30 protein-coding genes are annotated in these 25926 nt (G+C 62.6%); 13 read left to right on the top strand and 17 right to left on the bottom strand.

The window, feature by feature from the left end; translation table 11 throughout:
• The first annotated feature begins 40 nt into the window (after nucleotides 1-40).
• From ACIQUB_RS03270 to ACIQUB_RS03255, 4 genes are all read left to right on the top strand, one after another.
• Nucleotides 41-757: an aspartate/glutamate racemase family protein gene (locus tag ACIQUB_RS03270; protein WP_113236531.1), complete on the top strand. Its 717-nt coding sequence runs from the start codon at nucleotides 41-43 to the stop codon at nucleotides 755-757.
• 67 nt (nucleotides 758-824) lie between these two features.
• Nucleotides 825-1745 (top strand): helix-turn-helix domain-containing GNAT family N-acetyltransferase, encoded by a 921-nt coding sequence (locus ACIQUB_RS03265; protein WP_113236530.1) that lies wholly within the window; start codon nucleotides 825-827, stop codon nucleotides 1743-1745.
• Nucleotides 1746-1806: 61 nt separating this feature from the next.
• Nucleotides 1807-2424, top strand: a complete 618-nt coding sequence (locus ACIQUB_RS03260) for a TetR/AcrR family transcriptional regulator (RefSeq protein ID WP_113236529.1) — start codon at nucleotides 1807-1809, stop codon at nucleotides 2422-2424.
• A gap of 71 nt (nucleotides 2425-2495) precedes the next feature.
• Nucleotides 2496-3707, top strand: coding sequence for an MFS transporter (locus ACIQUB_RS03255; protein WP_113236528.1), 1212 nt, complete (start codon nucleotides 2496-2498; stop codon nucleotides 3705-3707).
• Nucleotides 3708-3760: 53 nt separating this feature from the next.
• Here the strand turns inward: ACIQUB_RS03255 and ACIQUB_RS03250 are convergent, their stop codons facing one another.
• Nucleotides 3761-4180 carry a helix-turn-helix domain-containing protein gene (locus ACIQUB_RS03250; RefSeq protein ID WP_113236527.1) on the bottom strand — a complete coding sequence of 140 codons (420 nt, stop codon included), beginning with the start codon at nucleotides 4178-4180 and terminating at the stop codon, nucleotides 3761-3763.
• Between the two features lie 123 nt (nucleotides 4181-4303).
• Here ACIQUB_RS03250 and ACIQUB_RS03245 point away from each other — a divergent pair, with 123 nt between their 5' ends.
• Nucleotides 4304-5191: an SDR family oxidoreductase gene (locus ACIQUB_RS03245; RefSeq protein WP_113236526.1), complete on the top strand. Its 888-nt coding sequence runs from the start codon at nucleotides 4304-4306 to the stop codon at nucleotides 5189-5191.
• A gap of 69 nt (nucleotides 5192-5260) precedes the next feature.
• Here ACIQUB_RS03245 and ACIQUB_RS03240 read toward each other — a convergent pair whose 3' ends face one another.
• On the bottom strand, nucleotides 5261-6013 hold the full coding sequence (locus tag ACIQUB_RS03240; protein ID WP_113236525.1) for a pyridoxine 5'-phosphate synthase: 753 nt from the start codon (nucleotides 6011-6013) through the stop codon (nucleotides 5261-5263).
• Between the two features lie 429 nt (nucleotides 6014-6442).
• Between ACIQUB_RS03240 and ACIQUB_RS03235 the strand changes: the two genes are divergently transcribed.
• The gene (locus ACIQUB_RS03235; protein ID WP_113236524.1) at nucleotides 6443-7132 is read left to right on the top strand and encodes a MerR family transcriptional regulator; all 690 of its coding nucleotides are present in this window, start codon (nucleotides 6443-6445) and stop codon (nucleotides 7130-7132) included.
• A 63-nt stretch (nucleotides 7133-7195) separates the two neighbouring features.
• On the opposite strand, the gene ACIQUB_RS03230 is transcribed toward ACIQUB_RS03235, so the two are convergent.
• The gene (locus ACIQUB_RS03230; RefSeq protein WP_018900321.1) at nucleotides 7196-8323 is read right to left on the bottom strand and encodes an ATP-dependent RecD-like DNA helicase; all 1128 of its coding nucleotides are present in this window, start codon (nucleotides 8321-8323) and stop codon (nucleotides 7196-7198) included.
• 174 nt (nucleotides 8324-8497) lie between these two features.
• Between ACIQUB_RS03230 and ACIQUB_RS03225 the strand changes: the two genes are divergently transcribed.
• The 3 genes from ACIQUB_RS03225 to ACIQUB_RS03215 are packed head-to-tail and all read left to right on the top strand — an operon-like array spanning nucleotide 8498 to nucleotide 10194.
• A complete protein-coding gene (locus ACIQUB_RS03225) occupies nucleotides 8498-8878 on the top strand; it encodes a hypothetical protein (protein ID WP_018900320.1) in 381 nt (126 codons plus the stop codon).
• A 21-nt stretch (nucleotides 8879-8899) separates the two neighbouring features.
• Complete coding sequence (locus tag ACIQUB_RS03220; protein ID WP_113236523.1) at nucleotides 8900-9415, top strand: RNA polymerase sigma factor; 516 nt, start codon at nucleotides 8900-8902, stop codon at nucleotides 9413-9415.
• Nucleotides 9412-10194 (top strand): anti-sigma factor, encoded by a 783-nt coding sequence (locus ACIQUB_RS03215; RefSeq protein ID WP_113236522.1) that lies wholly within the window; start codon nucleotides 9412-9414, stop codon nucleotides 10192-10194. Before ACIQUB_RS03220 ends, ACIQUB_RS03215 begins: the two co-directional genes overlap by 4 nt.
• Before the next feature lie 27 nt (nucleotides 10195-10221).
• Here ACIQUB_RS03215 and ACIQUB_RS03210 read toward each other — a convergent pair whose 3' ends face one another.
• The 6 genes from ACIQUB_RS03210 to ACIQUB_RS03185 form a co-directional block, all read right to left on the bottom strand.
• Entirely contained in the window at nucleotides 10222-10593 is a 372-nt protein-coding gene (locus ACIQUB_RS03210; protein WP_113236521.1) for a nitrile hydratase accessory protein, read from the bottom strand.
• Complete coding sequence (gene nthB, locus ACIQUB_RS03205; protein ID WP_113236520.1) at nucleotides 10580-11239, bottom strand: nitrile hydratase subunit beta; 660 nt, start codon at nucleotides 11237-11239, stop codon at nucleotides 10580-10582. The genes ACIQUB_RS03210 and nthB overlap by 14 nt, the downstream gene beginning before the upstream one ends.
• Nucleotides 11236-11931, bottom strand: coding sequence for a nitrile hydratase subunit alpha (gene nthA, locus ACIQUB_RS03200; RefSeq protein WP_402928660.1), 696 nt, complete (start codon nucleotides 11929-11931; stop codon nucleotides 11236-11238). The genes nthB and nthA overlap by 4 nt, the downstream gene beginning before the upstream one ends.
• Before the next feature lie 39 nt (nucleotides 11932-11970).
• Nucleotides 11971-12564, bottom strand: a complete 594-nt coding sequence (locus ACIQUB_RS03195) for a LysE family translocator (RefSeq protein ID WP_018900312.1) — start codon at nucleotides 12562-12564, stop codon at nucleotides 11971-11973.
• Nucleotides 12565-12674: 110 nt separating this feature from the next.
• Nucleotides 12675-13019 (bottom strand): type II toxin-antitoxin system PemK/MazF family toxin, encoded by a 345-nt coding sequence (locus ACIQUB_RS03190; protein ID WP_402928659.1) that lies wholly within the window; start codon nucleotides 13017-13019, stop codon nucleotides 12675-12677.
• 7 nt (nucleotides 13020-13026) lie between these two features.
• On the bottom strand, nucleotides 13027-13299 hold the full coding sequence (locus ACIQUB_RS03185; protein ID WP_402928658.1) for an AbrB/MazE/SpoVT family DNA-binding domain-containing protein: 273 nt from the start codon (nucleotides 13297-13299) through the stop codon (nucleotides 13027-13029).
• A 62-nt stretch (nucleotides 13300-13361) separates the two neighbouring features.
• On the opposite strand from ACIQUB_RS03185, the gene ACIQUB_RS03180 reads away from it, so the two are divergent.
• The gene (locus tag ACIQUB_RS03180; protein ID WP_113236518.1) at nucleotides 13362-14210 is read left to right on the top strand and encodes an aldo/keto reductase; all 849 of its coding nucleotides are present in this window, start codon (nucleotides 13362-13364) and stop codon (nucleotides 14208-14210) included.
• A gap of 40 nt (nucleotides 14211-14250) precedes the next feature.
• Here the strand turns inward: ACIQUB_RS03180 and ilvN are convergent, their stop codons facing one another.
• The 4 genes from ilvN to ACIQUB_RS03160 are packed head-to-tail and all read right to left on the bottom strand — an operon-like array spanning nucleotide 14251 to nucleotide 17373.
• A complete protein-coding gene (gene ilvN, locus ACIQUB_RS03175) occupies nucleotides 14251-14823 on the bottom strand; it encodes an acetolactate synthase small subunit (RefSeq protein WP_018900306.1) in 573 nt (190 codons plus the stop codon).
• 26 nt (nucleotides 14824-14849) lie between these two features.
• Complete coding sequence (locus ACIQUB_RS03170) at nucleotides 14850-15251, bottom strand: type II toxin-antitoxin system VapC family toxin (protein ID WP_113236517.1); 402 nt, start codon at nucleotides 15249-15251, stop codon at nucleotides 14850-14852.
• A complete protein-coding gene (locus ACIQUB_RS03165) occupies nucleotides 15232-15522 on the bottom strand; it encodes an AbrB/MazE/SpoVT family DNA-binding domain-containing protein (protein WP_113236516.1) in 291 nt (96 codons plus the stop codon). The genes ACIQUB_RS03170 and ACIQUB_RS03165 overlap by 20 nt, the downstream gene beginning before the upstream one ends.
• 57 nt (nucleotides 15523-15579) lie before the next feature.
• On the bottom strand, nucleotides 15580-17373 hold the full coding sequence (locus tag ACIQUB_RS03160; protein ID WP_113236515.1) for an acetolactate synthase 3 large subunit: 1794 nt from the start codon (nucleotides 17371-17373) through the stop codon (nucleotides 15580-15582).
• 341 nt (nucleotides 17374-17714) lie between these two features.
• Here ACIQUB_RS03160 and ACIQUB_RS03155 point away from each other — a divergent pair, with 341 nt between their 5' ends.
• The gene (locus tag ACIQUB_RS03155; RefSeq protein ID WP_113236514.1) at nucleotides 17715-19805 is read left to right on the top strand and encodes a helicase HerA domain-containing protein; all 2091 of its coding nucleotides are present in this window, start codon (nucleotides 17715-17717) and stop codon (nucleotides 19803-19805) included.
• 15 nt (nucleotides 19806-19820) lie between these two features.
• Here ACIQUB_RS03155 and miaA read toward each other — a convergent pair whose 3' ends face one another.
• Nucleotides 19821-20714 (bottom strand): tRNA (adenosine(37)-N6)-dimethylallyltransferase MiaA, encoded by an 894-nt coding sequence (miaA, locus tag ACIQUB_RS03150; protein WP_113236513.1) that lies wholly within the window; start codon nucleotides 20712-20714, stop codon nucleotides 19821-19823.
• Here miaA and serB point away from each other — a divergent pair.
• Together serB and ACIQUB_RS03140 are read left to right on the top strand one after the other, a co-directional pair.
• The gene (gene serB, locus ACIQUB_RS03145; protein ID WP_113236512.1) at nucleotides 20713-21603 is read left to right on the top strand and encodes a phosphoserine phosphatase SerB; all 891 of its coding nucleotides are present in this window, start codon (nucleotides 20713-20715) and stop codon (nucleotides 21601-21603) included. The genes miaA and serB overlap by 2 nt on opposite strands.
• Nucleotides 21604-21734: 131 nt before the next feature.
• Nucleotides 21735-21929, top strand: coding sequence for a hypothetical protein (locus ACIQUB_RS03140; protein ID WP_402928656.1), 195 nt, complete (start codon nucleotides 21735-21737; stop codon nucleotides 21927-21929).
• A gap of 59 nt (nucleotides 21930-21988) precedes the next feature.
• On the opposite strand, the gene ACIQUB_RS03135 is transcribed toward ACIQUB_RS03140, so the two are convergent.
• The 3 genes from ACIQUB_RS03135 to hflK form a co-directional block, all read right to left on the bottom strand.
• Nucleotides 21989-23578, bottom strand: coding sequence for a DegQ family serine endoprotease (locus ACIQUB_RS03135; RefSeq protein ID WP_113236511.1), 1590 nt, complete (start codon nucleotides 23576-23578; stop codon nucleotides 21989-21991).
• Nucleotides 23579-23775: 197 nt separating this feature from the next.
• Nucleotides 23776-24720: a protease modulator HflC gene (gene hflC / locus ACIQUB_RS03130; protein ID WP_113236510.1), complete on the bottom strand. Its 945-nt coding sequence runs from the start codon at nucleotides 24718-24720 to the stop codon at nucleotides 23776-23778.
• Between the two features lie 3 nt (nucleotides 24721-24723).
• Entirely contained in the window at nucleotides 24724-25818 is a 1095-nt protein-coding gene (gene hflK / locus ACIQUB_RS03125; protein WP_047505628.1) for an FtsH protease activity modulator HflK, read from the bottom strand.
• Nucleotides 25819-25926 lie beyond the last annotated feature (108 nt).

Here is a 25926-nt window from a genome sequence, read left to right as displayed (position 1 = left end):
GCGCGTCGCAAAGACGCGGCAGAAGCAGGAGGAATATCGAATGCGGACAATCGGCCTGATCGGTGGCATGAGCTTTGAAAGCTCCGCCGTCTACTATCGCCTGATCAACGAGATGGTTCGCGACCGCCTCGGCGGCTTCGCCTCCGCCGAACTGCTGATGCATTCCGTGAATTTCGACGAGATCGTCGCAATGCAGAAGGCCGGCGATTGGGACGCCGCCGGCAAGCGCCTCGGCGACGTGGCAGCACGCCTGCAATCGGCCGGCGCCGACTGCGTTCTGATCTGCACCAACACCATGCACCTCGTCGCCGGCCCGGTCGCGGAGCGCATTACCGTCCCGCTGATCCACATCATCGATGAAACCGCGGCAGCGCTGAAGGCCGCCGGATGCCGCCGCCCGCTGCTGCTTGCCACGCGTTACACGATGGAGCACGGATTCTATACCGATCGCGTGAGAAGCCTCGGTCTCGACATCATGGTGCCGGATCAGGACGACCGCACGACCGTTCACGACATCATCTTCAACGAGCTCTGCGCCGGCCAGATCCTCGATAGCTCGCGCGAAAAGCTCTTTGAGATCATCGAGCGCGAACGCGCCAAGGGCGCCGACAGCATCATCCTCGGCTGCACCGAAATCTGCCTGATCCTCGATCCCGACAACCTGCCCCTGCCCGGCTTCGATACCACCAAGATCCACGCCAAAGCCGCTGTCGATTTTGCCCTGGGCAATCAAGCCACACGAAAGTCGGTCGCTTAGCCGCAACAATTTAGTTGACTCAGTCAATCAATTAGAGGACAGGGTCTCCCAACAGGAGACCTGATCCATGCCCGATTCCGCCCTCATCGACGCAGCCCGCGACTTCAACCGCTTCTACACCAATTTCCTGGGGGTCCTGAACAAGGCCTATCTCGACACCCAGTTCACGCTGACCGACGCGCGCGTGCTCTTCGAAGTGGGCTCGCAGGAACGCGTCAGCGCCGTGGCTTTGGTCCGCGACCTGCACCTCGACCCGGCCTACCTCAGCCGCATCCTGAAGCGCTTCAAGGCCGAAGGCTTGATGGAGACGACGCCTGATCCCGACGATCGGCGCAGCCAGCTCATCTCTGTCACCGATCAGGGACGTGCGCAGTTCCAGGAGCTCGTCAACCGCTCGAACGCCCAGATCGCCGGACGCTTCGAGAAATTGGCATCGGGCGAACCGCAGAACGTCGTCGCCGCGATGAAGACGATCCGATCCCTGCTCGATCCCGAAGCCACGCTGCCGCCCCTGGTCATCCGCCCTCATCGCGCCGGCGATATCGGCTGGATCGTCGAAAGCCAGGCGAGGTTCTACAGCGAGGAATATGGCTGGGACATGCGCTTCGAGGGGCTCGTTGCCGAAGTCGCGGGGCGCTTCCTCACCAATTTCGATCCGGCCATGGAATACGCCTGGATCGCCGAGCGCGGCGGCGTCAACATCGGCTCCATCCTGATCACCAACGGCGGTGACGGGATCGCCAAGCTGCGGCTACTCTACATCGACAAATCGGCGCGCGGGCTTGGCCTTGGAAAGACGTTGGTCGACGAATGCATCCGCTTCGCGCGAGCCAAGGGATACCGGCAGATCTCGCTCTGGACCAACGATGTCCTGAGCGCCGCCCGCAACATCTACGTCAAGGCCGGCTTCCAGCTCGTATCCGAGGAGAAGCACTGCATGTTCGGCCCCGAGCTCAACGGGCAGACCTGGGTTCTCGATCTTTGCTAAATTGCGAAACCGCAAGTTTTCGGCTTGATTTGGAAACGATCATTTCCTAATCAGTCGATCCATGACCACACACGCACTCATCGACAGCAGCCGAGCGCGCGGACGCCCGCGTGAATTCGATATGGACGCAGCGCTTGGCAAGGCGCTCGACGTCTTCTCAGACCGCGGCTATCACGCCGCCTCGATCAGCGAGCTGACCGAGGCAATGCAGCTGACCTCGGGCAGCGTCTACAAAGCATTCAAGGACAAGCGCGGCATCTTCCTCGCCGCCTTCGATCGCTATAGACGAATCCGCCGCGCCCTGCTCGAAGCCCGCCTGCAAGACGCTGCCACGGGCCGCGACAAGGTCCGCGAGCTCCTGAGCTCTTATGCATCGTCTTCGCATGGCGCGTCCGGCACGCGGGGATGCCTGGTGGTCGGCAGCGCCAACGAGCTCGCGATCTTCGACGAGGAAGCCGCGCAACGTGTCTCGGACGCCTTCGATGCCAATGAAGCGCACTTGGTCGAGCTCATCCGCCTCGGCCAGAGCGACGGCTCCATTTCAGCCACGCTCGATGTCGAAGCCACGGCGCGCACCCTGCTTTGCCTGACCGCCGGCATGCGCATCGTCGGCAAGACCGGCCGCACCGCGCCCGATATGGATGCCGTCGCCCGCGAGGCGATGAAGCTTCTGACCTGATTGTTTTCCCATGAGCGCGCAAAACCGCGCTCGATCACCTCTACTGTCCGTCTGCCCCACCGGAGCCCAGCATGAGCCTTTCGTCCACCACACCGGAGACCGTTGCAGCGCCAACGATCTCGCCCTTGATGACATTCCTTTTCGCCGCCGCCTGTGGGCTCGTGGCCGCCAATCTCTATTACGGCCAGCCGCTCGCCGGCCCGATCAGCGCGGCGCTCGGCTTCAGCCCGGCCGCCACCGGCCTGATCGTCACGCTGACGCAGATCGGCTACGGCCTCGGCCTGCTTTTGATCGTGCCGCTCGGCGACCTCATGGAAAACCGCAAGCTGGTGCTGACCTTGGTCGTCGCCTCGGCCGTGTCGCTGATCGGCGCAGCCCTGTCGACGACGCCGACCATGTTCCTGACCGCCTCGCTCTGTATTGGCATGGGCTCGGTCGCCGTTCAGGTCCTCGTCCCCTTCGCAGCCAACATGGCGCCCGATGCCTCGCGCGGCCGCGTCGTCGGCAATGTCATGAGCGGCCTGCTCTGCGGCATCATGCTCGCCCGCCCGGTCGCAAGCTTCCTCGCCGAGGCCACATCCTGGCACGTCGTCTACTATGCGTCGGCCGTCGTCATGATCCTGCTCGCCGCCATCCTGCGCGTTCAGTTGCCGGTCCGCACGCCGCACACCCGGCTGAGCTACGGCGCACTGCTCGCCTCCATGGCGCATCTCGCCCTGCACTCCCGCGTTCTGCAGCGCCGCGCGCTTTATCAGGCCGGCATGTTCGGCGCCTTCAGCCTGTTCTGGACGACGACGCCGCTCCTGCTCGCCAGCCCCGCCTTCGGCCTGACGCAGAACGGCATCGCGCTCTTCGCGCTTGCCGGTGCCGCCGGTGCCATCGCCTCGCCGATTGCTGGCCGCCTCGCCGACCGCGGCCTAACCAAGATCGCCTCGACCATCGCCATGCTCTGCGGCATCACCGCCTTCCTGATCAGCCACTTCGCGACGGACGGCTCAACGCTCGCGCTGGCGCTTCTGACGGCAGCCGCGATCATTCTGGATTTCGGGGTGACGACCAATCTCGTGGTCGGCCAGAGAGCGATCTACGCGATCAGCCCGGAGCACCGCAGCCGCCTCAACGGCCTGTTTATGGCAACCTTCTTCGCCGGCGGTGCGCTCGGCTCGGCCATCGGCGGCTGGGCATTCGCCACCGGCGGCTGGACGCTGGCCGCCTGGATCGGCCTCTGCTTCCCCAGCCTCGCCTTCCTGCTTTTCCTCACGGAAGGGCTGCGGAAGCGCTGATCAGTATCGGGAACGGCGTAACGCTTCACCCCGCGCCGCAAGGCACGCAAGCGTCACGCACCCGATGCGTCGAACTTGACCCGGGCGGAGCGAACGGCTTCATGATTGTTCTCCGCCCAGTTCAACAGCAGTGCCAGCGTCTGATAGAGCGAGTTTCCGAGATCCGTCATCCGGTATTCGACACTCGGCGGCTTGGTCGGAAACACCTCGCGCTCGATATAGCCGTCGCGCTGCAGGTCCCGCAGCGTCTGCGTCAGCATGCGCTGTGAAATGTCCGGGATCATCCGGCGAAGTTCGCCGAAGCGATAAGGCCGCTGCGACAGAGCCTCCAGCATCAGCGTCGACCACTTGCCGCCGATCTGCTGCATCATGTCCCGCACCGGGCAATTGTTGAAATCGAGCTTGGAGAGATCGACCTCGTTCCGCACGCGCGGCTCGGCCTTGCTCTTCAGGTTGACGACGGTGCCGGCCATTCTGCTGGTTCCCTTTTGGTAACTTACGGCGCAAAAACTGCCTCCTTTACAGCTGTCGGTCAATCCCTATTTTAGCCCTAGTCTCTTTTCGAGACCAGCAATCGAACCTAGAGGTTTACAGACATGAGCGAAACGATCCTCATCACCGGTGCCGCCGGACAGCTCGGCCAGCGCGTCATCCATCACCTGCTCGAGACCTACAAGGTTCCCGCGGCCAACCTGATCGCCGCCAGCCGCGACACCTCCAAGCTGGCCGACCTCGCCGCCAAGGGTATTCAGACCCGCAAGGCCGATTTCGATGACGCCGCCTCGCTGGAAGCAGCCTTCAAGGGCGCCGACCGCGTGCTCATCATCAGCACCGACGCGCTCGCCGTTCCCGGCCAGCGCCTGAAGCAGCACACGACCGCTGTCTCCGCTGCGGTAAAGGCCGGCGTCAAGCACATCGCCTACACCTCGATGCCCTCGCCCGACAAATCGCTCGTCACCTTCGCGCCCGATCACCTCGGCACCGAAAACGCCGTCAAGGCCAGCGGCCTGCCCTACACGATCATCCGCAACGCCTGGTATCTCGACAACTACATGCATTCCATGCCGCACAATCTTCAGGGCGGCAGCTGGTACACGGCATCGGGCGACGGCAAGGTCCCGAACATCTCGCGTGACGATTGCGCCCTTGCAGCCGCCGCGGCCCTCGCATCGGGCACCAAGGACAGCGCCACCTACACGCTGACAGGCGCACAGTCGCTTTCCGCCGACGAGATCGCCGCCGCCATCTCGCAAGCCGCTGGTAAACCGCTCGCCGCCGTGAAGGTGACCGACGACCAGCTGCGCCAGGGCCTGCTCGGCGCCGGTCTTCCTGACTTTGTCGCTGACATGCTGGTTTCGGCCGACGCCAATGTCCGCGCCGGCAATTTCGATCATGTGACCGAGGACTTCACCAAGCTGACCGGCAAGCAGCCGCAGTCGCTGAAGGACTACTTCGTGGCCAACAAGGCAGCGCTCGTCGCCTGACAGCGCTCTCCCTGAAGCCACAACCCGCTCCGCACCACCGGAGCGGGTTTTTGTTTGGCCAAACTGGATTTAGATCTTCTGGCCGCAGGCCCGGCAGAAACGGCGCACGGTCTCGGCCATGCCGAACTCCAGCGCATCCGCCGTCAGCCCGTGGCCGATCGAAACTTCCGCGAGCTTGGGGATGCGCTTCACCAGCGGCGGCAGGTTGGCGACGGTGAGGTCATGGCCGGCATTGACGCCAAGACCAATGGCCAGCGCCGCATCCGCGGTCTTGCCCAGCGCCTCAAGGATCGGCCCGACCCGCTCCGGCGCGTCGTAACAGCCGCCGTATGGGCCGGTGTAGAGCTCAATCCGATCAGCGCCGACCGCTTTGGCAATGGCCACCGCCTCCTCGTCCCCGTCCCCATCGGCAAACAGCGATACGCGCGTGCCCATCTTCTTCAGTCGCGCGATCACATCCGTCAGCAGTTCACGGTCCTTGCGGAAGTCCCAGCCGTGATCGGAGGTCGCCTGCGAGGGATGATCCGGCACCAGCGTCACCTGCTCGGGCGCGGCCTTTACGCAGAGTTCGAGGAACTCGTCCGTCGGATAGCCCTCGATGTTGAACTCCGCTTCCGGAAACTCGTCGTCGATCAGGTTCCGGATGACAGGCAGATCGGAAAACCGGATATGCCGCTCATCGGGGCGTGGATGAACCGTCAGCCCGCTCGCGCCGGATTTGAGCGCGATGCGCCCCAGCGCCTCCACGCTTGGCCAGGGCAGATCGCGGCGATTGCGCAGCATGGCGATGGCGTTGAGATTGACGGAAAGCGTGGTGGGCATGGCGAGTTTCCATTCAATGAAAGAAGCTGCCCCGCTTTTAAGCCAAGGACGCCGTCGCGGCCAACGAGATTCGTGCATGATTGCATGTGAATTTCTGATTGGTGGCTCGCCGCCGCCACATCGCCGCAAGCAAAGTAACGCCAAGGGCAAGACGTATCAGAAAAACGATTAAGCATCTGGGACAGAAACGCGCCTGATGATTCGTTCATAAGTTGCAGTGCAGCCGTATGTACATTCGACTATTATTTACAAGTGACTATTTTTAAGGATAACAAATCAGTCGTTTAACGCATAGTCTGATCGCAATGGATCACCAGATCGAGGATCCGTTGCTTTGCATGCCGACCGGGAATGCATCGTCAAAACCGCTCGACCGCGCCCGTATCCGTGTCATGCGCGCACTTGATCATGCGTAGAACAGGAGGGCTCATGTCCGAACGACATAAGCAGGCTGCCAGACCAAACGCACCGCCCCAGGCGCCTCCCGATTTCAGGTTCCTGCCGCGCGTCGCGCGCCCGGCAAGCCTGCCCGGCGGCAAGGTCGCGATTGCCGACATGGCCAACGCCTTCGGCGTCACCCACCGAACCCTGCATTTCTACGAGGAAAAAGGGCTGATTGCCTCAAGCCGCATCGGGCTGATGCGCGTCTACGAACACGCCGACATCAGGCGCATGGCCGTCATCAATGTCTGCCGCGAGGCGGGCATGCCGGTCGCCGTCATCCAGGAACTGATGGCCGATCTCTGCAGATCCACTTCGCAGCAGGATGCCGACGCCGTCTTCGCCGCCGCCCTGGCCTCGCGAAAGCGCGAGCTGACCGCTGAAATGTCGACGCTGCACCGCCAGCTTCAGCAGGTGACCGAACTGCTGGAGAACACCGCTCCCGGAGACGAGCCGCCGCTCAACGACAACCAGCATGAGCGCTCGCTGACCGAACAGGAATATCGCTGCCTTGTGCTGATGACCGAGGGACTATCGACCCAACGCATCGCCCGCACGCTCGATCTCAAGGAGGAAGACGCGAAATCGATCGAGGCCGCGATCATCAAAAAGCTCGACACCAACAACCGCTTCCAGGCGATCGCCAAGGCGGTCCTGCTCGGCATCGTGCAGATCTGAAGCATGCCGCGCAAAACTGTGCAGCGCTTTTGCGGCGCCGACATGCGACGCGCTTGAAAAACCTCAGCGGACGATCGTCAGCGTTTCCGCCGCGCGCGTAATCGCCGTGTAAAGCCAGCGCTCCCTCGTATCGCGAAACGCCCAGCTTTCATCGAACAGCACGACATTGTTCCACTGCGAACCCTGCGCCTTATGCACGGTCAGCGCATAGCCGAAATCGAACTCGTCGTAGCGCTTGCGGGTATTCCAGGGAATCTCGCCCTCGACATCCTCGAAGGCCTGCTTCAGGAGCTTGATCTTCGCCGCCCCGCGATCGATATCGTCATCCTCGGGCCGGATCAGAAGGTTGATCCCCGGCTTCGTCGTCTCCTTAGAAGACGTCATCACCTGCCAGAGCGAACCGTTGAGCAGCCCCTTGGCGGGATCGTTGCGCAGGCAGACCAGCTTGTCGCCCGTCTGCGGATAATCGGCGGTGAAACCCTTCAGCTCGCGTAGCCGCTGATTATAGCGCCGCCGCGTGCGGTTGGTGCCGACGAGCACCTGATCGGCATCGAGCACCAGCGACTGGTTGACCTCGTTCTTCGAGATCACCTGCGCCGCGCCGTAATCGCCATACATGATCTCCTTGCCCTCGCGCACCTGCATGGCGAGCCCGATGATCGGGTTGTCGCGCGCCTGCCGGTGGATATCGGTCAAGAGATAGTCGGGTTCCTGGTTGGTGAAGAAACCGCCGCCGGAGACGGGCGGCAGCTGGCCGGGATCGCCGAGCACAAGGATCGGCGTGCCGAAGCTCATCAGGTCCTTGCCCAGCGCCTCATCCACCATCGAGCATTCATCGACGATGATCAGCGCCGCCTTGGCGACGGGGCTCTGGCGGTTGATGGTGAACATCGGCGCGATCGAGGTCTTGCCCGTCTCTTCGTCCTCGACAGCCTCTTCGCCGCGCGGACGATAGATCAGCGAATGCAGCGTGCGCGCATTGCTGGCGCCGCGTGTGCGCAATACCTGCGCCGCCTTGCCCGTGAAGGCCGCAAACAGCACCTCGCCATCGACATGCTCGGCGAAATGCCGCGCGAGCGTCGTCTTGCCCGTGCCGGCATAGCCGAACAGGCGAAAAATCGGGGCCTTGCCCTCCTTCAGCCATTTGGCAACGGCTTTCAGGGCTTCGTCTTGTTGCGGAGCAAATTGCATGATCCATCGACTTGGCAGGATTCGTCAGCGATAGGCAACCGCAAAATGCCGCGAGACGGCCGGCCTTCCCGCCCTGTCGGAAAAAATCATCGGCGCCAGGGAATAAAATCGCCCCTCGCCTTGTCTCATGTCAGGCAACGCAAACCGCGTGCGCCCAACCCGAGGAGACACCCGATGAAATCCGCGAAATTCCTGATCGCTCTTACCGTCGCATCCGCAGCCGCCACCGCCGCCTTCGCCGCCCCGCCCGTGAAGACGGTCGATTCGGCCAAGGGCAAGGTTCTCGCCGGCGAAAACGGCATGTCGCTCTACACCTTCAAGAAGGACACCAAGGACGTTTCCAATTGCTACGACGATTGCGCCAAGAACTGGCCGCCGCTGATGGCCGATGGAAATGCCAAGCCGGAAGGGGCATACTCGATCGTGGACCGCAAGGACGGCATGAAGCAATGGGCGAAGGACGGCATGCCACTCTACTTCTGGGTCAAGGACAAGAAGATGGGCGATATCACCGGTGACGGCGTCAAGGATGTGTGGGATGTCGCAAAGCCATAAGGACAGGACGGGCTTGACCGCATGAGGCCACCCGCACCCGAAACATTCGAGGGCCAAATCCTGGCCCTCCTCCCGTCGCTCAGGCGCTATTCCCGCAGCCTGACGCGCTCCGACAGCGATGGCGAGGACCTGCTGCAGGATTGCGTCGAGAAGGTGCTCGCCCGCCGCGCGCAGTGGCGCGGCCTGAACCTGCGCGGCTGGGTGCTGACGATCATGACCAACCTCTATCGCAACCAGCGCCGCACCATCGTGCGCGGCAACTTGGTCGATATCGACGGCGCCATGGACGTGGCAGCCCCCGAGACATCCGCCGATCCGCTCGAGCGCTCCCGCCTGGAAGACGCGCTGAACGGCCTGTCGGAAGATCATCGCGCCGTGCTGATGCTCGTGGTCATCGAAGGCTACACCTACCAGGAAGTGGCCGACATGCTCGACATACCCTTGGGCACCGTCATGTCGCGCCTGTCGCGCGCCCGCCAGCAACTGGCCGAACACATGAAATCAGACAACGTCATTACGCTTCGGAGACCGAAATGAACGCCGCCGACCAACCCGTGACCGAAGCGGACCTCCACGCCTATACCGACGGCGTATTGCCGGCCGCCGACCACCCACGCATCGAAGCCTGGCTGCGCGACAATCCCGACGATGCCGCAAGAATAGCCGAATGGCAGGCGCAGAACGCCGGCATCAAGGCGATGTTCTCAGGCTACGAAAAAAGCGGGCCCGGCGATGCCGACATGATCGGCACGCCACCGGCACTCTCCCCCTGGTCGAAGCGCCTCGCCGCAGTCGCGGCAACCTTCGCCGTCTTCGCCGCCGGCACGCTTGCCGGCCACTACGGCCCCGCTCTCTTCGAACGCCCCCAACTGCAGCTGACAGCCCAGGAAACCTTCCCGAGGGAAGCTCAAAACGCCTTCCTCATCTACGCCAGCGAAGTCCGCCACCCCGTCGAGGTGTTCGCCAACGAGGAAGCACACCTCGCCACCTGGCTCGGCAAGCGACTGGCTATATCGAACCTCAAGGTCCCCGATCTCACGAGCCTGAACTACCACCTCGTCGGCGGCCGCCTGCTGCCAGTCGACGGCAAGCCGGGCGCGATGTTCATGTACGAAAACCAGACCGGCGAACGCCTCACCGTCCTCGTCGGCCGCAACGCGGCGAACAAGACAACCAGCTTCCGCTTCGCCTCATCGGAAAACATCGAGACCTTCTACTGGATCGACGGCGAACTCGGCTACGCCGTCACCGGCGAGATTTCACGCGAGGAACTGAGGAAGGTCGCCGAGGAATGCTACCGGCAGTTTCCGTCGTGATGTCACCGCCAGGAGACGATCGCAGAACTAGCGCTGCGGATCATTGTCAAGCTCAATAGGCTTCCCATGCGGCGTCGCCTCCGCCGCCCGCTGCCAACTCTGCTGCAGGCCCATGATCGTCTCGGCGTCAGCAACACCGCGATCGACGAGGATCGACGACAAAGCCGCCACCCAGCAGTCAAAATAATCGCTTCCATCCTCCGCCCGGCCGGGCTTGTGCAGCTCACCGGACAAAGCCTCCGCCCACTCGGTCCATAAAAACAACCCGCGCTCATGCAGATGCACCGTCATCGCAAACGCCTCGGCCGCCCACGGCTCCGGAAACACCGGCTCGCCATCCTGAGAACGCGGCAGCTGTGGCGACTGGGCAAGCGGCGAGCGCGTGTCACACTGGCTCAAGATAGCTCTCCCAGGCATCGATCGACACCGTCAGCGACGCATCAGCCCCCTCGCCCCAGATCTCGCCGCCATCGAACACGACGGTGTAAACCCATTGCGGGTTCTCGCCCTTGCCATGGGCGTTATCGTCAGGAAACACGAAGGAGCCCTGCACCGCCTCGACAACACCGACCTTGGCGCGCGCATACCGCGGCAGCCGCGTATGCGTCGTTGGATTGAAATTCCGCGTCTTCACACGATCGCCGACAGCAAACCGCGCCGGCTGATCCAGCGGCCGATCGCACGGGCCACCCCTGGCGAGAACACCTGATACCATATCGGCCTTCAGCACCCGCTTCGGGGCAGCGCCGTCGAACTGTCTGTGGCCGCTCTCGATCTCCTCGGCGCTGGTAAAACCGTGCCGCTCGAGCAGCACCTCCAGCGCCCGCGTCCAGATCTCGTAATAGCTGGCCGAGAGATAGCTGGCCGGCGGAATGCTTTCGCGCGCATGCCGGCTCTCGTCGATGTTCCAGGCGCCGAACGCACCGCAGGAGAGCGTCAGCCCAAGCGCCCGCTTCTCCCACTCCGCGTGGAAATAGGGTTCGTCCTTCTCCGGCGCGACGGCGCCAAAGCCCATCTGGCCGCCGAGATCGTGCGGCCCGTTCATGCCGCCGCTCCCGGTGCTGCGGCAAGACCGGCGCCGATCATCGCATCGCGGCTGACGAGATCGGCAAGCTGCTCCTCGCTAAAGCCTTGAGTGCCCTCGGGCCGTTGCGGGATAACGAGATAGCGCAACTCCGCCGTCGAATCCCAGACGCGGATCTTCTGCTCTTCGGGCAGGCTCACGCCGAATTCGCCGAGCACCCCACGCGGATCGATCACCGCCCGCGAACGATAGGCCGGCGCCTTGTACCATGTGGGCGGCAGCCCCAGCACCGACCACGGATAGCAGGAGCACAGCGTGCAGACGACGAGATTGTGCGTCTCCTCGGTGTTGAACACCGCGCGCATGTGCTCGCCCTGGCGTCCGGTGTAGCCGAGGCTGGCGATCGCGGCCGTCGCGTCGCGCTTCAACCAGTCGGCGAAATCGGGATCGCTCCACGCCTTGGCGACCACACGCGCGCCGTTCCTTGGCCCCACCTTGGTCTGATAGGTGTCGACGATCACGTCGATCGCCGCCGGATCGATCAGCCCCTTCTCCGTCAGCACCGTCTCCAGCGCCTTCACGCGAGCCTGCATGTCGGAATAATGGTTGTCGTGGTGATGATCATGATGATGATCGTGATCATGGTGGTCGTCGTGTTCGTGGTCGTCGTGCAAGAGACTATCCTCCGCCAGTGTCCCGATATCCTTAGGCATTGGCGAAGCGGACGCCAAGCCCCGTCCGATGCGATCGGCCTATTTCAGCATCGGCCACAGGCTGAGCACCAGAAGCACAGCCATGGTGATGTTGAACCACTTCAGCCGCACCGGATCCGACAGCCAGTCGCGCAGGGCCGAGCCGAACCCAGCCCAAGTGGACACGCTCGGCACGTTGACGGCGGCAAAGGCCAGTCCGACAATCATGACGCTGACGAAGTAGATATCCTGGATCGTATAGGTCGCCATCGCCGTCACCGCCATGACCCAGGCCTTCGGATTGACCCACTGGAACGCCGCCGCCGACAGGAAAGACATCGGCTTCACCGCGCCCTTGCCTTCGCTCAGCGACCGCGACGTCGCGATCTTCCAGGCGATCCACACCAGATAGGCGCCGCCCGCAAACTTCAACGCCGTATAGACCGCTGGCACCGTATGCAGCACCGCGCCAAGCCCGAACCCCACGCCGATCAAAAGCGAGAAGAACCCGGCGCCGATGCCGATCATGTGCGGGATCGTCCGGCGAAAGCCGAAATTCACGCCCGAGGTGAACAGCATCATGTTGTTCGGGCCGGGCGTGATCGATGTGGTGAAGGCAAAGAGAAGCAGTGCCAGAAACGTATCCAGCGGCATGGGGCAACCTCCGTGGCCCGCGATCATCGCCACGAGCCTTGTTAATTTAGGTCAGCATAATTGACCTAAATCGGAGTTTCCATCTGCCTATTGTCATGGTGACAGGATTGTCAGCCGTAAGTACCGGCCGCTTCGAGGTCGAGCAGCCTGCCGACATAGCTTCTGACCAGTGTGACAAAGTCGGTAGGCAGTGTCTCAATCTGACGAAGCACGCGCTCCTCGTAGTCAAGCGAACGCACCTGATCCGCCAGAACCATGCCTTGCGTCTTGAAGCCATCAGGGATCGGTATCTTCGTCGGCCAAGGCGTCATATTTCTCGTGATCGGGCAGACGACGATGCGCTTGGAGACTTCGTGCATCAAGACATTTGAGATGACGAGCGCCGGCCGGATGCCGGATTGTTCGCTGCCTCTGATCGGATCCAGATTGACCACGACAACATCGCCAGCCGTCAAGATATGGCTACTCGTCATGATCGTAGAAACGTTCGGAACCGACATCCCGGCCCCAATCGACCGTCTCCGGTTCATTTTCCGGCCCCAGGCGCCGGATCTCGGCAACGATCTCCGCAAGGGAAGGCGCCAGCTGCTGCTTCGGCTTTTCCAGCGTCGCCTTGCCGTCGCGAACGTCGAGGTTGACGATATCGCCGGCGCGCAGGTGCAGCTCATCCGTCACCGCCTTGGGCAGGCGGATCGCGATGCTGTTACCCCACTTGGAAATCGTTACCTTGGTCATATCTAGCCCTTGATATCCAATGTATATCACTTGCCGGAGACACCGACAACACGAGGCCCACCATGCAAGACGATCCGATCCCAACGCTGACCATGCGCGACGACACCGAGGTGCCGGTGCTCGGCCAGGGCACCTGGAACATGGGCGAAAAGGCGTCCGAGGCCAAGCGCGAGATCGAGAGCCTGCGCGCCGGCCTCGACCTCGGCATGACGCTGATCGACACCGCCGAGATGTATGCGGAGGGCGGCGCCGAGAAGATTGTCGGCGAAGCGATCCGTGGCCGTCGCGACGAGGTCTATCTGGTCAGCAAGGTCTATCCCTGGAATGCCGGCCGCAAGGGCACGATCGAGGCTTGCGAAAACAGTCTGTCGCGCATGGGCACCGACCGTATCGATCTCTACCTCCTGCACTGGCGCGGCAACCACCCGCTGGCCGAGACCGTCGAGGCTTTCGAGACCTTGAAGGCTCAAGGCAAGATCGGCCAATGGGGCGTCTCCAACTTCGATACCGACGACATGGAGGAGCTGCTGAGCGCTCCCGCAGGCAGCAATGTCGCCGCCAACCAGGTGCTCTACAATCTCGGAAGGCGCGGCATCGAGTTCGATCTCCTGCCCTGGTGCCAGGAGCACAACATTCCGGTCATGGCCTACTCGCCGATCGAGCAGGGTCGCATCATCCACCATCCCGAAATCATCCGCATCGCCAAGGCCAACCAGGCGACCCCGGCGCAACTGGCGCTGGCTTTCCTGCTGGAGCGCGAAGGCGTCATCGCCATCCCCAAGACCTCGAATGCAGTCCGCGTCGCAGAAAACCGCGACGCCGTCTCGCTCGACCTCAGCGACGAGGACCTAGCCGCCCTCGACGCCGCCTTCCCGCCGCCATCAAGAAAAAAGCCGCTGGAGATGCTCTGACCTCCAGCGGCTTCGGTTTCAACGGACTTGATGTGAAGCGTCACATGCCCTGCGGACCACGGTTCATCGCCGCGATGCCGGTGCGGCAGACCTCAATCAGGCCGAGCGGCTTCACGATCGCCACGAACTGGTCAATCTTCGAGGACTTGCCGGTCAGTTCGAGAATGAAATGTTCAACGGTCGCATCGACGACCTTGGCATGGAAGGCATCGGCAAGGCGCAGCGTCTCGGCGCGTGTCTCGCCATCGCCGGCAACCTTGATCAGCGCCACTTCGCGCTCGATCGGCCGCTCCTGGCCGAGCTCGCGGGCGCGCACGGTGAGATCGACAACGCGATGCACGGGAATGATACGCTCGAGCTGCGCCTTGATCTGCTCCAGCACCTGCGGCGTCCCGCGCGTCACGATGGTGATGCGCGACAGATGCGCCTGGTGCTCGGTCTCCGACACCGTCAGGCTTTCGATGTTGTAGCCGCGGCCGGAAAACAGGCCGATGACCCGGGCAAGAACGCCCGGCTCGTTGTCGACGAGGACCGAAAGCGTGTGGTTCTCGATCGCCGCCGTTTCCGGCGAAATGAAGTAGGCGGAGCCCGTCGGCTGTAGGTGTGCGTTCATGTCTTGGTCCGTTTCCTCAGATTATGTCAGGACGCCAGCTCAACGCTGACGGAATTCATGTGTTTTTGGGCAAGCTTGACGAGACCTTTGTCGAAGGTGAGGAAGGTCTCGCCGGCAGCGGTGAGGCTGACGTGCAGGGCGTCGGCGAAGTCCATGCCGGCGGCATGAGCGCGAACGGCAACAGCCACGGATGCGTGCTGTTCAAAGTCAAACGCTCCGATCTCAAGAGCCGCGGAAAGAAGCTGATTGATTGTCTGACGCGAGATTTTCATGATCCCGCGCATCACCCATTCACCTTCAAGCAAAACGGTCGGCGTCACCACAAGGGTAGCGGATGACAGCAAAGCTTCAGCGATGCGGCCGTGCTCCGATGCTTCTTTCACCAGTGCACGCACGAAGACGTTGGTATCAACGGCTATTCTTCTCATCCCAGCGCCGCTTGGCCTCCTCCAGAACCGCTTGCTCGATCATCTCGTCTGTGATCGGCGGCCCCTCGTATTTTGGCCGCATCGCCAGAAACTCATCGATCGTGAGCTTCTTCTTGGCAAGTACTTCCTGCTCCGCCTCCACCGGCTGCAACACCACCCCGCGCCCGCCATCGACGATCTCGAGCTCGGCGCCCGGCTTCCAGCCATGCGCATCACGAACCGCCTGCGGCAGTGGCACGCTTCCGTTCTCCGAAATCCTCACTCTGGCCATGGCACCTGCTCCAACAAGGAAGGGACGCGCTCAATCTACCGCGTCCCTCTGTTTTGATCAAACGAGCGCACGCCCCTTGGCGTCGATGGCGTTGGCGACGGCCTCGTCGGTGGCTTCATCCGGCAAAAGCATCTCGTTGTGTGCCTTGCCCGATGGGATCATCGGGAAGCAGTTGGCGAGATTGGCAACGCGGCAATCGAAGATCACGGGCTTCTTGACGTCGATCATCTCCTGGATGGTCGCGTCGAGATCGCCGGGCTTTTCGCAACGCAGGCCGACGGCGCCATAGGCTTCCGCCAGCTTGACGAAATCGGGCATCGCCTCGGTGTAGGAGTTCGACAGGCGGTTGCCGTGCAACAGCTGCTGCCACTGCCGCACCATGCCCATGTACTGGTTATTCATGATGAAGATCTTGATCGGCGCTTCATACTGGATCGCCGCCGACATCTCCTGGATGCACATCTGGATCGATGCGTCACCTGCGATGTCGATGACGAGGCTCTCCGGATGCGCGATCTGCACGCCGAGAGCGGCCGGCAGGCCGTAGCCCATCGTTCCCAGGCCACCCGAGGTCATCCAGCGGTTCGGCTTCTCGAAGCCATAGAACTGAGCCGCCCACATCTGATGCTGACCAACTTCGGTCGTGATGAAGGCGTCGCGATCCTTGGTCAGCGCATAGAGGCGCTCCAGCGCGTATTGCGGCATGATCACGTCGTTGCTGTGCGTGTAGGCAAACGAGTTGCGCGCGCGCCAGCGGGTGATATCGGCCCACCAATCGGCGATCTGGCCCTTCTCCGGCTTCTTCGGCAGGGCGCGCCACAGGCGAACCATGTCTTCCAGGATATTGCCGACGTCGCCCCGGATGGGAACATCGACGCGAACATTCTTGTTGATCGACGACGGATCGATGTCGATGTGGATCTTCTTCGAGTTCGGCGAAAACGCGTTGAGGCGGCCGGTGATACGGTCGTCGAAGCGCGCGCCGATGCAGACCATGACGTCGCAATCATGCATCGCCATGTTCGCCTCGTAGGAGCCGTGCATGCCGAGCATCTTCAGCCAGTTCTTACCGGATGCCGGATAGGCGCCGAGACCCATCAGCGTCGAGGTGATCGGGAAATCGGTGAGCTCGACCAGCTCGCGCAGCAGCTTGGAAGCCTCAGGCCCCGAGTTGATGACGCCGCCGCCGGAATAGATGATCGGACGACGCGCCTTCGACATCAGTTCGATCGCAGCCTGGATCTGGTTCAGATCGCCCTGAACCTTCGGCTGGTAGCTCTTCTGGATCTCGTGCGCTGCCGGCGGCGTGTAGGTGCCGGTGGCGAACTGAACGTCCTTCGGAATATCGACCAGAACCGGACCCGGACGGCCCGACTGCGCGATGCGGAAGGCTTCATGGATGATCGCCGCCAGATCGTTGACGTCCTTGACCAGCCAGTTGTGCTTGGTGCAGGGGCGCGTGATACCGACGGTGTCGGCTTCCTGGAAGGCGTCGGAGCCGATCAGCGATGTCGGAACCTGGCCGGAGAGGCAGACGAGCGGGATCGAATCCATCAGCGCGTCCTGCAGCGGGGTAACCGCATTGGTGGCGCCTGGACCTGACGTGACGAGCATGACGCCGACCTTGCCGGTGGAGCGGGCATAGCCTTCGGCCGCGTGGCCGGCGCCCTGCTCGTGGCGAACGAGGATGTGCTTGATGTCGTCCTGCTGGAATATCTCGTCATAGATCGGAAGCACGGCGCCGCCGGGATAGCCGAACAGGTGTTCGACACCATTGTCCTTGAGCGCGCGGATAACGATTTCCGCGCCTGTCATCCTGTTTTCGTCCGTCTGATTGTCCGTGCCCGTCATGTTTTTGTTCCATTTTGACTGCTGGGATTTGAAGGTCTTGGCGGCGAGCCTGAATTTCAGGCATAAAAAAAGGCCCCTTGGGGAGCCTGTTGTCTAGCGCATGGGTGGCTATCGCCGGATGGTTACACCATCCTGCCCATGCGCTGTCCCACCACAATAAGAATTGCTGCTATCTTCATGGCCGGAAGTGATAGACAGAAAATTTCGCAGCGTCAACGCTTAAAGCAATAAAAAGCCGAGCATGCGTTGTCGGTAATAAACATGGCCGCAGAAGCCCTTGCGGCAAAGGGTTTATTAAACGTTCCATTTTATCCTGCCCTGCAATCTCAGGGAGTAGCCCTTTGCAGAACAACGACTTGCAGACGTCAGGCAGCGCGGGCGAGCATGACCGCCGCGATGTACTAGCGCCGGGAAACCGTTTCCTCGGCCGCGTTGTCGCGTGCAGCGGGTCCCGCGCCACCATCGCGGCTGTCGCCGAAGCCGGCGGCACAGACCTTACCGAACTCTGGTCCGTCGGCCGCCTGATCTCGATCACCGTCGGTCGCAATCGCGTCGTGGCGCTCGTCTATTCCATGAACACGGGTACGCATGCCTGGGGCGAAGGCGAGGACAACTATTTCAAGATCGAAACCGAGCTGCTCGGCGAGGTCCGCGTCGACGAGGACGGCACGGAGCAATTCTCGACCGGCATCTCACGCTACCCCTATCTCGGCGCCGTCGCCCACCGCATCCGCTCCGCCGACCTGATGCGCATTTATGACGCCGGCACGGGAACCACCGCCGTCATCGGCAAGCTGACGCAGGACGACAGCATCGATGCGTCGATCCACGTCCCCTCCATGCTGTCAAAGCACTTCGCCATCGTCGGCTCCACCGGCGTCGGCAAGTCGACCGCCGTGTCGCTGCTGCTTCACAAGGCGATTGAGGCCGACCCGAAGCTGCGCGTCCTGATCCTCGATCCGCACAACGAATTCGCCGCCGCCTTCCCCAAGCATTCCGTCGTCGTCGATACCGACACGCTCGACCTGCCCTTCTGGCTGATGCGCCTGGAAGAATTCGCCGAAGTGGTCTTCCGCGGCCGCACACCGGTGCCGGAAGAGCTCGACATGCTGCGCGACATCCTGCCGGAAGCCAAGCGCGCCTTCCGCGGCAGCGACAATTCGCTGGTTCGCCGCACCACCGAGAAAAGCTCGATCACCGCCGATACCCCGGTCCCCTACCGCATGGCCGATCTCCTGGCGCTGATCGACGAGCGCATCGGCCGCCTGGAAGGGCGCGGCGAAAAGCCGTTCCTGCGGTCGCTGAAGATGCGCATCATCGCCGCGATCAACGATCCGCGCTACCACTTCATGTTCTCCAACAACACGATCTCCGATACGATCATGGAGACGGTGGCCGAGATATTCCGTGTGCCCGGCGACAACAAGCCGATCTGCACCTTCCAGCTCTCCGGCATCCCCTCCGAGGTCGTGAATTCCGTAGCGTCGGTGCTGTGCCGTATGGCATTCGAAATCGCGCTTTGGAGCGACGGCGCCATCCACATGCTCGTCGTCTGCGAAGAAGCGCACCGCTACATTCCGTCGGACCCCACGCTCGGCTTCTTCCCGACGCGTCAGGCGATCGCCCGCATCGCCAAGGAAGGCCGCAAATACGGCGTCTCGCTCGGCATCATCACGCAGCGCCCGGGCGAACTCGATCAGACCATCCTGTCGCAGTGCTCGACGCTGTTTGCCATGCGCCTTGCCAACGACCGCGACCAGGAAATCATTCGCTCCGCCATCCCGAATTCCTCGATCTCGACGACAAGCTTTATCTCTTCGATCGGTAACGGCGAAGCCATCGCCTTCGGCGAGGCGATCAGCGTGCCGATGCGCATGCGCTTCTCGCGCGTCAGCGAAGACCTGCTGCCGAAGGCCAATGGCGCGACGCCGAAATTCACCGAGGAAGATCCAGATAACGTCGATCTGCGCAAGATCGTCACCCGCATGCGCGCGGTGAGCGGCCCCGACATCTCGGCCTTCCAACAAAGCGTCAAGAACGCCGGCCTCGACCTCGGGGAAGAGGAAGACGCGGACTACAACCAGGTCTTCGCGGCCGACGTCTACCCGCCGATCATCCCGGCGCCGATCCCGATCACCCCGCCGCTCGCCCCGATCGAGCCCTACCGCCGCGACATGCTGCCGTCAGCCCCGGCATCGCGCGAACCGCCAGCACCGCCGAGATCATCGCGCGAATCCTTCGGCGTCGCGGCCGACACCTCGATCGACAGCCGCTTGGAGGCACTTCGACGCGAAATGCGCGGCGAACAAAATCCGGCCCCACGCCCCGCCGACCCGCAAGCGCAGCCGACAAGCATTCGTCGCGAACCCGGCGTATCTTTGCGCGAAAGCATCCTGAAGAAGCCGCTGAGCAGCCTCTACGACAAGGATTGAGTAGGCGGGACCGAGTTAGCTCCGCCGCTCCCAGCTATCATCCATCTGGTTGCGAAACCACGTCATCTGCCGCTTGGCATATTGCCGCGTCGCAGCCGCTCCCTTATCCAGCACATCCTCGCGCGACATCGCGCCATCAAGCATGGCCGCGATCTGCGACACGCCGATCGCCTTCATCACAGGCATCTCAGGCGCCGGCGACAGCGCCAGGAGCGCCCTCACCTCGTCGGCAGCACCCTCAGCGAGCATCAGCTCGAAACGCCGGTTGATACGGTCATGTAGTACGGACCGCTCCGGCAGCACCACGATCTTTCGCGCCCTGTCCGGATCGACCACGATGGGACCGGATTGCCCCTGCAGCTCGGCAATCGACCGCCCCGTCGCCTCCAGCACCTCGAGCGCCCGAACAATCCGCTGACCATCCTGCGGATTGAGCCCTGCCGCAACGTCGCCGTCGCGCGCCGCAAGCTCCGCATGCAGCACCGCGCCCCCTTCCTCGATCAGCCGCGTCCTGAGCCGCGTACGGATCTCCTCGGGGATCGCGGGCATATCGGAGAGCCCACCGGTCAGCGCCTTGAAATACAGCCCCGTCCCGCCGACGAAGACAGGCAGACGACCATCCGCCCGCAGTTGCGGCAACAGCGCCGTCACGTCGCGCAGCCACGCGCCGGTCGAATAGGCGGTCGCGGCAGGCACGTGGCCGTAGAGATAGTGCGGTACGCCCTGCATATCCTCGTCCGAGGGCCGCGCCGTCAGCACCCGCAGCGTGTCGTAGACCTGCATGCTGTCGGCATTGATGACGACGCCATCGTGACGTTTCGCAAGTTCGACGGCCAGCGCGGACTTGCCGCTGGCCGTCGGCCCGGTTATCAGGATCGCGTCCATTGCGTTCAGAAGGTTTTCCATCATGGCTCTCGTTGCCACGCTTGTTGCCAATCCGTCAAATCCTGTTCTGACAGCCGCCATCGCCGAGAAGGCCGCGGACGCCGCCAAGGCATCCGGTCTCTACTGGTTGGCCGACGGAGTAGCCTGCGATATCGCGCTGCGCGACGGCACCGACGCGACGGCTGCCCACGCCGCGATAACGGCAGTCATCGGCAGCACCCCGATCGATCTCGTCATCCAGGATCAGGACACGCGCCGCAAGAAGCTTTTGATCGCCGACATGGATTCCACCATGATCGGCCAGGAATGCATCGACGAACTGGCGGCCGAAGTCGGCCTCAAGGACAAGGTGGCCGCGATCACCGCCCGCGCCATGAACGGCGAGATCGCCTTCGAGCCCGCTTTGCGCGAACGCGTAGCGCTCCTGAAGGGCTTGCCGATCTCGGTGATCGACGAAGTGATCGCCAAGCGCATCACGCTGACGCCTGGTGGCATGGAACTGATCGCGACGATGAAGGCGAAGGGCTATTACACGGCGCTGGTCTCCGGCGGCTTCACCGTCTTCACCAGCCGCATCGCAGCCACGCTCGGCTTCGACGAAAACCGCGCCAACATCCTGCTCGAGGAAAACGGCCACCTCACCGGCTTCGTCGCCGAGCCGATCCTCGGCAAGCAGGCGAAGGTCGATGCGCTCGAGGATATCTCCAGGAAAATCGGCATCTCCCCTGAAGAGGCAATGGCAGTCGGCGACGGCGCCAACGATCTCGGCATGCTGCACCTCGCCGGCGCCGGCGTCGCACTACACGCCAAACCCGCCGTCGCCGCCGAAGCGAAAATCGAGATCAACCACGCCGACCTCAGTGCCCTTCTCTACATCCAGGGCTACCGCAAGACGGATTTCGTGACGGTGTGACAATTATTCAAGGCCCCGCAGCCCTATCGACCAGCCGGTCGCGGGTTGTGGGGCCGAAGTGCTTTGCTGTAAGATAACTGCTCTACTGCGGACAGATGTCCGCACTGTTCGCGCCGTGAAGGCGAAACCTTATGACGTCAAACACCACGAGAAACCAATCGCTCACTGATTTGCAGCAGGCGGAACTCGACGCTCTGGACACGCTTGCCGACGCGGCAATCGACACAAGCGATATCCCTGAGATCTCCGACGAGCGGTGGGCGCTGGCCCGAAAAGCCAAGCATTATCGCTTTGCCCAGCGATCCGCAGCCACCAAACCGAAATAAGCACCGCCTTGCGCCGCTATATCGCCGAGCAACTCAAGCGCAGCGGCTGACGCCCCACCCTACTCCATCGGCACGGCGACAAACCGCAGGTCGCCGTTCGCCGAGGCGATCATCATCTGCGCGTTGCGTCTGCCTTCCTGCTTCAGCGACTGCACCTTGGCGACAACAGTCTCCGGAGAGCGCATGAATTCCTGCGCCACTTCGACGATCACGTCGCCGGCCTTCAGGCCCTTTTCGGCCGCCAGCGAGCCCGGCTTGACCTCGGAGACGAGAACGCCGTCGACGCTCTCGGCGATGCCGAAGCTCTTGCGATTATCCGCATTGAGCGCCGATAGCGACAGGCCGAGCACGTCCTTCGCATCGCCGACCTCAGGCGCCGGCTGGGCCGGCTTGCCCTTGCCGTCAGGCATCGGCTGCGCCTGATCGCTGTCAGGCTGGTCCATGTCCTGGTTTTCCTGCGGATCCGGGTTGATCACGCCGCCGTTGCTGTCAGAGCTATCCGCCGCCGCCTGGTCGCTGTCTTCGAGACGGCCGAGCGTCACCTTGACGGTCTGCTCCTTGCCATCGCGCAGCACCACGACATCGACCGCCTTGCCCACGGGGCTTTCAGCCACCACGCGCGGCAGATCGCGCATTTCGTTGACGGCCTTGCCATCGAATTTCAGAATGACGTCGCCGGCCTTGATCGAACCGTCGTCGACAGGGCCGCCCTTGATGACACCAGCGACCAGAGCGCCCCTGGCGCTTGAAAGGCCGAGGCTGTCGGCCACGTCGTCGGTGACGGGCTGGATGCGCACGCCGAGCCAGCCGCGACGCGTCTCCCCGAATTCACGCAGCTGCTGCACGACGCCGGCAGCCAGTTCCGACGGCACCGAGAAGCCGATGCCGATCGAGCCGCCGCTCGGGGAAATGATCGCCGTGTTGATGCCGATAACCTCACCCTTCATGTTGAAGAGCGGGCCGCCGGAGTTGCCCTTGTTGATCGCCGCGTCCGTCTGGATGAAGTTGTCGTATGGGCCGGCATTGATATTGCGTCCGCGTCCCGAGATGATGCCGACGGTCACCGAACCGCCGAAGCCGAACGGGTTGCCGATCGCCATCACCCAGTCGCCGATGCGCATGCCGCTGGAATCGCCGAACTTGACGAACTTGAGCGGCGCCTTCGGCTCGACCTTCAGCACCGAGAGGTCGGTCTTGGTGTCGGTGCCGATCAGCTTGGCCTTGAGCTTGCTGCCGTCGGCGAAGTTCACCTCGATATCGTCGGCGCCTTCGATCACGTGGTTGTTGGTGACGATGAAGCCCTGCGGATCGATGACGAAGCCGGAGCCGAGCGAACTCACATTGTGGTTGCCGCCGGGCTTGCCCTTCTGCTTGTTGAAGAAGTCGTTGAAGAACTCCTGGAACGGCGATCCATCAGGCGCGCGCGGTGCCGGACCGGCACCCTCGTCGTCCTTGACGTTCTGCGATGTCGAGATGTTCACGACCGCGTCGAGCAGTCCTTCGGCGAGATCGGCAACCGACGCCGGGCCGTTGGTCGGCGGCGTGGTCTGTGCATGAACAACCCCGGCAAAGCCGACATTAGCCAGCATTGCTGCCCCGGCCAGAAGCGCGAGCGATCGTCTGAAGGTCGGGCGGATCGTGGGGGCCATCAAGCATCCTCATGTGTGTCAAAAACGCACTCTGATCATGAGCATAAGGCGTAATGATGGAGGGTGAAATCACCTTTTCGCGAAATCCCGTGCAATCTGCGTGGGGTGTCCGTGACATCAGGGAACCGCGGTGAAATCCCCATAAAATAAAGGGGCCGGCAAGATGCCGGCCCCGATAGGACTTCAGATGATCGCGATCAGTTCGCCGGTGCGGCCGGAACCGCAGGCAGGCTTGGTGCCGCCGACGGAACCTGGCCGGGCTGGCCGGTCGCGCTGTTGAAGTAGCGGAAGAAATCCGTGTCCGGCGAAAGCACCAGCGTCGTGTCCTGCGAGGACATGGCCGTGGTGTAGGCCGCCATCGAGCGGTAGAACTCGAAGAACGCGGGGTTCTTGTTGAACGCATCGGCGAAGAGCCTGCTGCGTTCCGCTTCGCCTTCACCGCGCAGGATTTCGGAATCACGCTGCGCTTCGGCGGTGATTTCGACAACCTGTCTATCGGCGATGGCGCGACGGCGCTGGCCTTCTTCGCCACCCTGCGCGCGCAGGAGTTCGGCTTCGGCAAGACGCTCGGCGCGCATGCGGTCATAGGTCTTCGGCGCGACTTCGCGCGTCAGGTCCGTACGGCGAATGCGCACGTCCTGGATGTTGAGGCCAAGTGCCTCGGCATCCTTGTGCAGGTCGTCGCGCACTTCGAGCATCATCGCCACGCGCTCTTCGGAAAGAGCGGCATCGAAATCACGCAGACCGTAGACGCGGCGCAGCGACGAATCGAGCTGCGTGCGAAGACGTGCTTCGGCGGATTCGCGATCGCCCGATACCGTTTCGCGGAAACGGCGAACGTCGCGGATGTCGTAGATCACGAAGGCATCGACATCGAATGTCGCACCGCCGCGAACCTGCACGCGGATGTTGTCGAGGTCGAAGCGAAGCGCCTGCTTCTCGACGATCTGGACGCGATCGGCATCCATGAAGGTGAACGGCAGCTTGAAGTAGATGCCGGGCTCGGTCTTCACCGACTGGATCTGACCGAAGCGGACGACGATCGCCTGCTCGCGCGCGTTGACCACGAAGATCGACGAATAGAGCGCCATGAGCACCACGGCGAAGACGACGAGAAAGATGGGAAGTTTATTCGACGTCATGGATCAACCTCCCTGCTGCGCCGGTTTGCCAATTTCGTTGAGCGGCAGATAGGGCACAACCCCCTGCTTCTCGTCGATGATGACCTTCTTGGAGTTCTTCAGCACCTGTTCCATGGTTTCCAGGAACAAACGCTTGCGGGTCACTTCGGGAGCCTTCGTGTATTCGTCGTTGACGGAACTGAAGCGCTGCGCCTCACCTTCCGCTTCCTTCACGACGCGATCCTTGTATGCGGCAGCCGCTTCGCGGATCTGCGCCGCGTCACCGCGAGCCTGACCGAGCTTCTGGTTGGCATACTGGTTCGCTTCCTCGACGAGACGCTGCTTGTCCTGGTCGGCACGCTGCACTTCTTCGAAGGCATCGGCGACTTCACGCGGCGGCGCGACGTCCTGGATGGTGATCGCATTGATCGAGATACCGCTCTTGTAGCGATCCATGGTGCCCTGCACGATGGCGGCCACTTCGGTTTCGATCGGCTGACGATTGTCGCGGAACGCGTCCTGTGCAGGACGACGGCCGACGACTTCGCGCATGGCGCTTTCGGCGACCTGCTGCAGCGTTTCGGCTGGGTTCTCGACGTTGAAGAGATAGGCCTTCGGATCCGTCACGGTGAAGAACACCGAGAACTGGACGTTGAGGATGTTCTGGTCACCCGACAGCATCAGGCCGTTCGACGAAGAAGACGACGTCGCGCCGATATTCTGCTGCTGAACCGTGACCTTGACGATTTCGACCGTTTCCATCGGCCACAGGTGGAAATGTAGGCCCGGTGCGGCCACTTCCTGCTTCGGATTACCGAAACGCAGTTCCACGCCACGCTCGTCCGGCTGGACGATGTAAATGCACTGGAAAAGCCAGAAAGCCACAATGACAGCCGCGACGATCAAGAGAACGCCGGTGTTGAACCCGCCGGGCACGACGCCGCGCAGCCGGTCCTGACCACGACGGATCATGTCTTCCAGATCGGGCGGTCCGCCCTTTCCGCCGCCGCCACCGCCGCGTGGACGGTTCGGCCCCTGCCCCCATGGTCCCTGATTATTTCCTCCACCGCCGCCGCCGCCCCAAGGGCCGCCGCCGCCATTCTGATTGCTCCAGGGCATCAAAACCTCGTTGTTCGTTACACTCTGCGATCGCTTAACCCACGGGGGCGACGGATATTCGCGTTCGAAACCGTTATAGGTATCGCTGCATCGGCTTTCAACGCAGCA

Origin of the sequence: Rhizobium sp. NPDC090275, from assembly GCF_044772225.1 — a bacterium.
GTDB lineage: Bacteria > Pseudomonadota > Alphaproteobacteria > Rhizobiales > Rhizobiaceae > Rhizobium.
This window is presented reverse-complemented; position numbering and strand designations above follow the sequence as displayed.